The 9,468-nt window shown below is 68.7% G+C and carries 6 protein-coding genes; 1 reads left to right on the top strand and 5 read right to left on the bottom strand.

Translation table 11 applies throughout. The features are described from left to right. Positions 1 to 89: 89 nt before the first annotated feature. From U9980_RS10935 to U9980_RS10915, 5 genes are all read right to left on the bottom strand, one after another. Positions 90 to 1,271 carry a cystathionine gamma-synthase gene (locus tag U9980_RS10935; RefSeq protein WP_322767809.1) on the bottom strand — a complete coding sequence of 394 codons (1,182 nt, stop codon included), beginning with the start codon at positions 1,269 to 1,271 and terminating at the stop codon, positions 90 to 92. Beyond that, positions 1,268 to 2,647 carry a cystathionine beta-synthase gene (locus U9980_RS10930; RefSeq protein WP_322767808.1) on the bottom strand — a complete coding sequence of 460 codons (1,380 nt, stop codon included), beginning with the start codon at positions 2,645 to 2,647 and terminating at the stop codon, positions 1,268 to 1,270. Before U9980_RS10930 ends, U9980_RS10935 begins: the two co-directional genes overlap by 4 nt. Positions 2,648 to 2,664: 17 nt before the next feature. Further along, positions 2,665 to 3,075, bottom strand: a complete 411-nt coding sequence (locus U9980_RS10925; protein WP_322749965.1) for an ATP-binding protein — start codon at positions 3,073 to 3,075, stop codon at positions 2,665 to 2,667. Between the two features lie 232 nt (positions 3,076 to 3,307). Then, complete coding sequence (locus tag U9980_RS10920; RefSeq protein ID WP_322767807.1) at positions 3,308 to 4,609, bottom strand: PP2C family protein-serine/threonine phosphatase; 1,302 nt, start codon at positions 4,607 to 4,609, stop codon at positions 3,308 to 3,310. Next, positions 4,585 to 5,550 carry an ATP-binding protein gene (locus U9980_RS10915; RefSeq protein WP_322767806.1) on the bottom strand — a complete coding sequence of 322 codons (966 nt, stop codon included), beginning with the start codon at positions 5,548 to 5,550 and terminating at the stop codon, positions 4,585 to 4,587. The genes U9980_RS10920 and U9980_RS10915 overlap by 25 nt, the downstream gene beginning before the upstream one ends. 261 nt (positions 5,551 to 5,811) lie before the next feature. Here U9980_RS10915 and U9980_RS10910 point away from each other — a divergent pair. After that, positions 5,812 to 9,468: HAMP domain-containing protein (locus tag U9980_RS10910; protein WP_416210229.1), on the top strand; the 3,657-nt coding region annotated here is incomplete at its 3' end.

Below are 9,468 nucleotides of genomic sequence, written 5' to 3'. Positions count from 1 at the left end.
TCGGACGTCGGTACCTGCCCGAACGTCGGTGCTCGCCCGGACGGCTGAGTCGATGATAGTAGAAAACGTCCGGTTCGTACCAGTGGTTCTCAGGCGAGCGTGGCGAGGGCTTTTGTCAGGTCGTCGACGAGGTCCTCGACGGATTCGATGCCGACCGAGAGGCGGACCAGATCGGCGGGTACCTCCAGGGGCGACCCGGCAACCGAGACATGCGTCATCCGCCCCGGATGTTCGATCAGCGACTCGACGCCGCCGAGGGACTCGGCAAGGGTGAACACCCGGGTACGCCGACACACCTCGACCGCCGCCTCCTCGCCGCCGCGCAGGGTGAACGAGACCATCCCGCCGAAGTCGCGCATCTGCCGGGCCGCCACCGGGTGCCCGCGATCATCGGGCAGGCCCGGGTAGTACACGGTGGTCACGGCGGGATGCGCAGCCAGCAGCGCGGCGATGCGACGGGCGTTCGCACAGTGCCGGTCCATCCGGACCGCGAGGGTCTTCGCCCCGCGTAGCACCAGCCAGGCGTCGAACGGCCCGGCGATCGCCCCGGTGGCGTTCTGGGTGAACCGCAGCCGCTCACCCAACGCCGGATCGGCGACGACCACGGCGCCCCCGACCACGTCGCTGTGGCCGCCCAGGTACTTCGTGGTCGAGTGGACCGACGCGTCGGCGCCGAGCGCCAGCGGCCGCTGCAGGTACGGGGTGGCGAAGGTGTTGTCGACCGCGAGCAGGCCACCGGCCGCGTGGATCAGTTCGGCGAGCACCGCGATGTCGGATACGCCGAGCAGCGGGTTCGTGGGTGTCTCGCACCACAGCAGCCGCGTCCGACCGGGGCGCAGCGCCGCGGCCACAGCGCCTGGGTCGTCAAGCGGCACGGGGGTGTACTCGACGCCCCATTGCGCGAACACCTGTGCGAACAACCGGTAGGTGCCGCCGTAGGCGTCTGACGGGATCACCACATGGTCACCGGGCCGGCAGACGGTACGGAGCAGTGCGTCCGCCGCAGCCATCCCCGAGGCGAACGCGAGGCCCACCGAGCCCCCCTCCAACGCGGCCAGGCAGGTCTCCAGCGCCGTGCGGGTTGGGTTCGCCGACCGGGCGTACTCGTAGTCACCGCGCGGGACACCGACCGCATCCTGCGCGAATGTCGAGGACGGGTGGATGGGGACGACCACCGCGCCGGTGGTCGCGTCGGGATCCTGTCCCGCGTGGATCGCGACCGTCTCGAACCCCGCGCCGGTCCAGGCGTCCGGGTGGTCTGGGCGGTTCATCCGGTCGCCAGGAAGCTGAGCAGGTCGGACCGGGTGAGGATGCCGACGGGGTTGCCGTCTTCGAGAACGAGCGCGGCGGCGGCGGCGCCCAGGATCGCGACCAGTACCGACAGCGGTTCGCCGGCACCGACCGTGGGCAGCGGAGGCGACATGTGGGTGGCGACCGGCGCGTCGACGGCGGAGCGGTCGGCGAACACGGCGTCGAGCAGCTCCCGCTCGATGACGGCACCGGCCACCTCGGCGGAGCGCAACGGTGGTTCCTGGCGCACCACCGGCATCTGGGACACGTTGTACTCGCGCAGGTAGGAGATGGCCGCGCCCACGGTCTCGTCGGGGTGCACATGTACCAGCTCAGGCGGTCCGCCGGCGTCGGACGCCTTGCGGGTCAGTACCTCGGCGACGGTCCGTTCGTCCGACGGCCGGTCGAGGAAGCCGTAGTCGTACATCCACTCGTCGTTGAAGATTTTCGACAGGTAGCCGCGGCCGGAGTCCGGCAGCAGCACCACCACGCAGCCGTCCGAGCCCAGCTCCCGAGCGACCCGCAGCGCCGCGACGACCGCGAGCCCGCACGAGCCACCCACCAGGATGCCTTCGCGACGGGCCAGTTCTCTGGTCATCAGGAACGAGTCGCGGTCGCTGACCGCCTCCACCCGGTCGACCACCGTCTTGTCGTAGGTCGTCGGCCAGATGTCCTCACCGACTCCTTCGACCAGGTAGGGCCGGCCGCTGCCGCCGGAGTACACCGATCCTTCCGGGTCCGCGCCCACCACCGCCACCCGCCCGGCGCTGACCTCCTTGAGGTACCGGCCGGTTCCGCTGATCGTCCCGCCGGTGCCGATTCCGGCGACGAAGTGGGTGATGCGTCCGTCCGTGGCCGCCCAGATCTCCGGGCCGGTGGTGGCGCGGTGCGCGGCCGGGTTGTGGGGGTTGGAGTACTGGTCCGGGCTCCAGGCGCCGGGCGTCTGCGCGACCACCCGGCGCGCGACCGAGTAGTAGGAGCGGGGGTCGTCCGGGGCGACCGCGGTCGGGCAGACCAGCACCTGGGCTCCATAGGCCCGCAGTACCGCCTGTTTCTCTTCGCTGATCTTGTCGGGCATGGTGAACACGCAGCGGTAGCCACGGGTGGCGGCAATAATTGCCAGGCCGACTCCGGTGTTTCCGCTGGTCGGTTCGACGATCGTCCCACCTGCCCGCAGTTGTCCCGACTCCTCCGCGGCAGCCACCATGGCCAGGGCGATCCGGTCCTTCACGGAGCCACCCGGGTTCAGGTACTCCAGCTTGCCCAGTACGGGCGCCGCGATGCCAGCGGTGACCGCGTTCAGCCGGACCAGCGGGGTATCGCCGACCGCCGAGGCCAGGTTGTCGTGGAAACGCATTTTCCCCCTCGCCGCGGTCACAGCTCGACAGGTAGATCGAACCAGAGGTACTTGCCGGAGTCGACCGCCACCGCTCCCCAACTGCCCGCGAGAGCGTCCAGGACGAGCAGACCACGCCCACCCTCACTGCCGAGGTCCACCTGTTGACGGTGGGGCAACACGATGGATCTATCCGACACGGAGGCGTGCACCAGGCCGGGCCGCAATTCGATCAGCAGCCAGACGGGTGGCTCGCCGTACTTCACCGCGTTCGTGACCAGCTCGCTGACCAGGAGCTCCGCCGTGCCCACCGCGTCCTCGGTCAGGTTCGTCGCGGTGAGCTGCTCTCGCAGCACACGGCGCGCCTGCGGAACGGCGCTGGATACGTGTGGAAGCTCGACCAGCACATGCGTGGCCGAGGGCCGAAAGGACGACGCGTGGGCCACCATGTCCGCTTACACCCCGTTTGTATTCATAGGTCATCAGATTTGAGCGGTGCCATCCCTACACGTCTACCCACAGGCAGGCCATTCCAAGCGCTTCCGGGCCATTTGTCGTCTACCAGCGGATGACGGTTGGTCATGTATGACGCAGCGTAGCTACGTCTCCGGTGTTCGTCACGGACCCACGCCGAGTGTTCGGCCGTCTGTCTTTTCTGAGTCATCGGTGGTTCGCGGATCGTCATTTCGGGATGCGGGCTACGACGACCGCGACATCGTCTCGCAGGCGCCCGCCCGCGAACCGATCGGCGGACGCCCGCACCCGGTCGGCGATTCCCTGGGCGGACATGCCCGCGCAGCCACGCACGGCCGTCAGCAGCCGTTCGTCGCCGAACAGCTCCCGACCGCGGCGGGCCTCGACCACACCATCGGTGTAGAGGATCAGCGCGTCCCCGGCCGCGAGCGCCACCTGTACCTCGGGGAAGGCGACGTCGTGGTCGTCGAGTACTCCGAGCAGCGTTCCCGGCTCCGCGACGAACATGGCCGTCCCGTTCGCGCGTACGACAATGGGCAGCGGATGCCCGGCCATGCAGATCGAGATCGTCCGCTGCGTCACCGCGGCGGGGTCCGACCCGGCGGACACCAGCACGTCCGGTGGGCGCAGCTCGGCCACCGCAAGCGTGCAGAAACGCCCCTGACCTGCCGAGTTGGGATGACCCGCGTCCCGCAACGCACGGTTGAGATCCATCATGATGTCGGGCAGGTTGTTGCGTTGGCCGGCCAACAGGCGTAACACGGCTCGCACGACCCCGGTCACGTTCGCGGCCTCCGCACCCTTGCCGCAGACGTCGCCGATGATGATCGTCCATCCGCCGTCCGGGTTCGGGACGAGGTCGAAGAAGTCACCGCCGACCTCCAGCCCGGCGCGGGCCGCGCGATAGGAGGAGCCGAGCTCGATCCCGTCGATGTTGGGAAGCTCCGGCGGTAGCAGCCCGGCCTGCAGCGCGCTGGCCACCTCCACCTGCTGGCGGAACAGCCGCGCATTGTCGACGGCGAACGCCGCGCGGCGGGCGAGATCTGCGAGCAGCTCGATCTCGTCGGCCTGGAAGCTGTTGCCCACGGCTCGGCCGAGAGCCACAACGCCCAGCACCCGGCGACGGGCCCGCATCGTCGCGATCACCGTGGGTGAGCCGTTGATCGTGGCGACACGCACGGTGTCGGCGAGCGCCGCCTGCACCTGGGGGGCCAGCGGTCCGACCGGATCGCCGGCCCAGGCCGACAGGTCTGCCGCCTCGGCCTCGTCGACGTGCCCGACGGCGGCGAGCTTCACCGCGCCGTCCTCCCGTAGCAGGTAGACCGCACACCACCGCGCCAGCCGCGGTACGGGTAGGCGGGCGAGCAGGGCCAGGCTGCGTTCGGTGTCGAGGCTGCCGGCCAGCAGGTCCGACGCCTCGGCGAGGAAGGAGAGCATGCCGATGCGTCGTTCCTCGGCCCGCCGCAGGTTGGCGCCGCCGAGCGTCAACGCCATCCAGCGGGTGACCACGGCGATCCGCTCCTCGAGCGCTCCGGGGACTGCGGCCTGCGGGCGCGCGATCTGACGATCGTCGCGCGCCCTTTGGCCCTCGAGGCTCCGGCGGCGTTCCCATTCCAGGGGCCAGGGCCAGGGCCTAGCGGCGGGAGTGGTGACCAGAGCAGGAGTTCCCCGACGATTCCATCCCGAGATTCGAGCGGGATCCGACGGGCGTCCCGCTCCGCGCCGGTCGGGCCGCAGGTAGCCACCACCTCCGCTGCCGCGCTCTTGGCCCGGCCGGGCCTGCGTACCAGGCCGGCGGCGGACGTCGGTAGGGCGTCCACGAGCTGAGCCAGCAGTTCGCGGACCTCGTCCTCGGTCGACAACGCGGTGGCCAGACCGGGAGCCAGCAGCCGCGCCGGCCGCAGGATGTCCACCGCCATCCGTTGCGGTGGCTCGACGGGTGTCCCGTCGTGATCTTCGCGGGGAGCCTGGTCGGGGACGGGGGCATCAAGCCGGAACCAGACTTTTTTTCCGGTGCGATCGTGTTCGGTTCCCCAGGCCGTGGCCAGGGCGTCCACCATCGCAAGGCCGCGACCGTTCTCACGGAGGCCTTCGATCGTCCTGACCCTGCTGGCGCCTGCCCGGCTGTCGCAGGCCTGGTCGGACGCTGTCAGCCGGTCGGGGTCGTTGGCGCTCGGCGCGGCACCCAACGTGGTGGGATTGCGGTCGCTGACCGAGATCGCCAGCCCGGTGGCGTCGTGGCGGAGGTCAACTGTCGCGTCGGTGCCGGCGTGCACGACGACGTTGGTCACGAGTTCGGTCACCAACAGCAGAACGGTGTCGACCAGATCCGGGTCGACCCGGCCGCGCAGTGCGGCCACGACAAACCGCCGGGCCGACCGCGGTGAGTCGGTGACCGGTGGAACTGTGAGGGTGCGGCGGAGCCCCTCATCTCCGGGCACGGGAGGCATGTCGGTCAGTGTCTCCTGTGTTGTCCAGCTCTGGGGGACTGGCTGCGCCGCGGACCCCGCAACCCCCGGGGGCGTCCTGGTCGCTCAGTCGAGTGTCGGGCAGGTACCCGGGGATCCGCCAATATCGGCCCAGTGGGCTTTGGCGGATACTGGCGACGAGTACCACCGGATACCTCATGAACGGTTGCCGACCCGTTCGGCGCGATCGGCCAGACGCGAGTGATTCCCGCGGACGCGGGTTTGGAGAGCTTCATCATGACGATGGTGTCGGAAACCGCGCCCGTGGACGACCAGCTCATCAGCGATTTGCTCGGTGCCCTCACCGCGTTGTGTCACGGTGACTTCTCGGTTCGGCTGGGGGAACGCGGCGGCCGCGGCGCACTGCTGGCAGCGCGTTTCGACGAGCTTGCCGGCGTCCAACAGCGACACTCCCTCGAACTGGAGCGGGTGAGCAAGGTGATCCGGCGGGACGGCCGGTTGACCGAGCGGATGGCCGATCTCGGGTTCGAAGGCGGTTGGGCGATGTCGAACCAGGCGGTCAACTCGCTCATCGACGACCTTGCGCGGCCGACGCACGAGGTCGCGCGGGTCATCGCCGCGGTCGCGCAGGGCGATCTTTCGCAGCATATTGCGATGGAGATCGCCGGCCAGCCGGTGCGGGGCGAGTTCCTGCGCATCGGTACGACGGTGAACACCATGGTGGACCAGCTCTCGTCCTTTGCCGACGAGGTCACCCGGGTCGCCCGCGAGGTCGGCACCGAGGGCAATCTCGGCGGGCAGGCGCGGGTCAAGGGCGTGTCCGGGGTATGGCGGGATCTCACCGAGTCGGTGAACTCGATGGCGGGAAACCTGACCAATCAGGTCCGCAACATCGCCCAGGTGACCACCGCGGTGGCGCAGGGCGACCTGTCCCAGAAGATCACCGTGGATGCCCGCGGTGAGGTCGCCGGTCTTGCGCACACCATCAACACGATGGTCGATCAGCTGTCGTCGTTCGCCGACGAGGTGACCCGGGTCGCCTGGGAGGTGGGTACCGAGGGCAATCTGGGTGGTCAGGCCCATGTGCGCGGGGTGTCCGGGGTGTGGCGGGATCTCACCGAGTCGGTGAACTCGATGGCGGGTAACCTCACCGCGCAGGTTCGCAACATCGCGCAGGTGGCGACCGCGGTGGCCCGCGGCGACCTGTCGCAGACGATCACGGTGTCGGCGCAGGGTGAGATCGCCGAGCTGAAGGACACCGTGAACACGATGGTCGATCAGCTGTCGTCGTTCGCCGACGAGGTGACCCGGGTGGCCCGGGAGGTGGGTACCGAGGGCAATCTGGGTGGTCAGGCCCATGTGCGCGGGGTGTCCGGGGTGTGGCGGGATCTCACCGAGTCGGTGAACTCGATGGCGGGTAACCTCACCGCGCAGGTTCGCAACATCGCGCTGGTGACCACGGCGGTGGCCCGCGGCGACCTCTCGCAGACGATCACGGTGTCGGCGCAGGGTGAGATCGCCGAGCTGAAGGACACCGTGAACACGATGGTCGATCAGCTGTCGTCGTTCGCCGACGAGGTCACCCGGGTGGCCAAGGAAGTCGGGATCGAGGGCAAGCTCGGCAGTCAGGCGACGGTCGACGGGGTGGACGGCACCTGGAAGGCGCTCACCGACAACGTCAACCAGCTCGCGTCCACGCTGACCACCCAGCTGCGGGCGATTGCCGAGGTGTCGACTGCCGTTACCCGCGGTGACCTCACCCGCTCCATCACGGTGGAGGCCGAGGGCGAGGTGGCCGAGCTCAAGGACAACATCAACCAGATGATCGCCAATCTGCGGGAGACGACCGACAAGAACGCCCAGCAGGACTGGCTCAAGTCGAACATCGCCCGCATCGGCGGCAAGATGCAGGGCCAGCGTGATCTGTACGCGGTCTGTCAGATGATCATTAGTGAGATGACTCCGGCGGTCGGCGCCCAGCTCGGTACGGTCTACCTGCTTGACTTCATCGAGGGTGACAAGCTGCGCCACGTCGCCGGCTACGGCTCGGCGCCGCGCAAACGGTCCGACGGTACGTTCCTGTTCGGTGAGGGCCTCATCGGCCAGTCCGCGGCGGAGAAGAAGCGCATCCGGGTGGAGGAGGTCCCCGCCGGCTACCTGCGCATCCGCAGTGGTCTCGGGGAGGCGCCGCCCAGTGATCTCGTAGTGACTCCGGTGATCTTCGAGGATCAGGTGCTCGGCGTCATCGAACTCGCATCCTTCACCAGCTTCTCCGAGCTGCATCTGCACCTGGTCGACCAGCTGGTCGGCACGATCGGTGTCGTCCTGAACACGATCATGGCGAACGCGCGGACGGAGGAGCTGCTGGCCCAGTCCCAGCGGCTCACCCAGGAGCTGCGCTCGCAGTCGGTCGAACTCCAGCGCACCAACAACGAGCTGGAGGAGAAGGCCGCGCTGCTGGAGGAGAAGAACGGCGAAATCGAGATGGCCCGGATCGGCCTGGAGGAGAAGGCCGAGCAACTCGCGCAGTCGTCCCAGTACAAGACGGAGTTCCTGGCGAACATGAGCCACGAGCTGCGGACGCCGCTCAACAGTCTGCTGCTGCTGGCGAAGCTGTTGGCCGACAATCCGGAGGCGAACCTCACCGCCAAGCAGATCGATTTCGCCGAGACGATCCACTCGGCCGGCTCCGAACTGCTCGGGCTCATCAACGACATTCTCGATCTCTCGAAGGTCGAGGCCGGCAAGATGGCCGTGCAGGCCGCGACAGTTCGCACAACCACTCTCTGCGATGCGGTCGCGCAGGTATTCGGTCCGATGGCCGAGGAAAAGGGCCTCTCCTTCGAGGTGACGGTCGCCGGCGACCTTCCCGAGGAGTTCGTCACCGACGAGCAGCGCATCCAGCAGGTACTGAAAAACCTGCTGTCCAACGCGGTGAAGTTCACCGACGCCGGCGAGGTGCGGCTGGATGTGACGGTCGCCACGACCGATGTCGCCTTCACCACGCCGACCTTGTCCGCGGCGCCGGTGGTGCTCGCGTTCAGCGTCTCCGATACCGGCATCGGGGTGGCCACCGACAAACTGCTTATGATCTTTGAAGCGTTCCAGCAGGCGGACGGGACGACCTCACGGCGCTACGGCGGCACCGGGCTCGGGCTGTCCATCAGCAAGGAGCTCGCGCGGCTGCTCGGCGGGTCCATCGGCGTCGCGAGTACGATCGGCCTGGGCAGCACGTTCACGCTCTATGTCCCGTCGGTGATGCCGTCGGAGGTGCTTCCGTCGGCCAGCCCGGGGGACAGCGACGAGATCATCATGCTTCCCGAAACCGGCGGGGCGATGGCGCGCCGGCGGCTGGCCGCTGTGTCCGGCACATCCGCGGTGGCTCTCGCCTCCGGACCGCGGCCTGCGGCCGGTGGCGCCGGTCCGGCGCGGGCACTTACATCGACGGGACTCCACCTACCGGGCGCACGGGCGCGTCGGTCGTTTCGAGGTGAGGCGGAGTCCGACATACCGGACACGCCGTTCCTCACCGGGCTGCCCGCTGATCTGGGCGACCCGGCGGTGACCAGCGGCCTCGACGAGTCCGACCCGCTGGTCGGATCGAGCGTGCTCGTCGTGGACGACGACGTCCGCAATGTCTTCGCGCTGACGAGCGCCCTGGAGATGCACGGAATGCAGGTGCTGTACGCGGACAACGGCCACACCGCGATCCGGTTGCTCCAGCAGGAGGGCCTGTCGATCGACCTTGTTCTGATGGACGTGATGCTTCCGGGGCTGGACGGGAACGAGACCACCTCGGCGATCCGGCAGATGCCCGCGTTCGCCGCCCTTCCCATCGTGGTGCTGACCGCCAAGGCGATGCCGGGAGACCGGGAGAAGAGCTTTGAGGCCGGTGCGACCGACTACATCACCAAGCCAGTTGATCTTGACCATCTACTC

This window comes from Protofrankia sp. Cr1 (genome assembly GCF_963555865.1).
Classification (GTDB): domain Bacteria; phylum Actinomycetota; class Actinomycetes; order Frankiales; family Frankiaceae; genus Protofrankia.
The sequence above is the reverse complement of the archived record's forward strand: the minus strand, read 5'-3'. Positions and strand labels throughout refer to the sequence as shown.

Bases quoted from the DNA above. Each gene is read 5' to 3' on its own strand.
- U9980_RS10935 (WP_322767809.1), bottom strand. From the start codon at position 1,271: ATGAACCGCCCAGACCACCCGGACGCCTGGACCGGCGCGGGGTTCGAG.
- U9980_RS10930 (WP_322767808.1), bottom strand. From the start codon at position 2,647: ATGCGTTTCCACGACAACCTGGCCTCGGCGGTCGGCGATACCCCGCTG.
- U9980_RS10915 (WP_322767806.1), bottom strand. From the start codon at position 5,550: ATGCCTCCCGTGCCCGGAGATGAGGGGCTCCGCCGCACCCTCACAGTT.
- U9980_RS10925 (WP_322749965.1), bottom strand. From the start codon at position 3,075: ATGGTGGCCCACGCGTCGTCCTTTCGGCCCTCGGCCACGCATGTGCTG.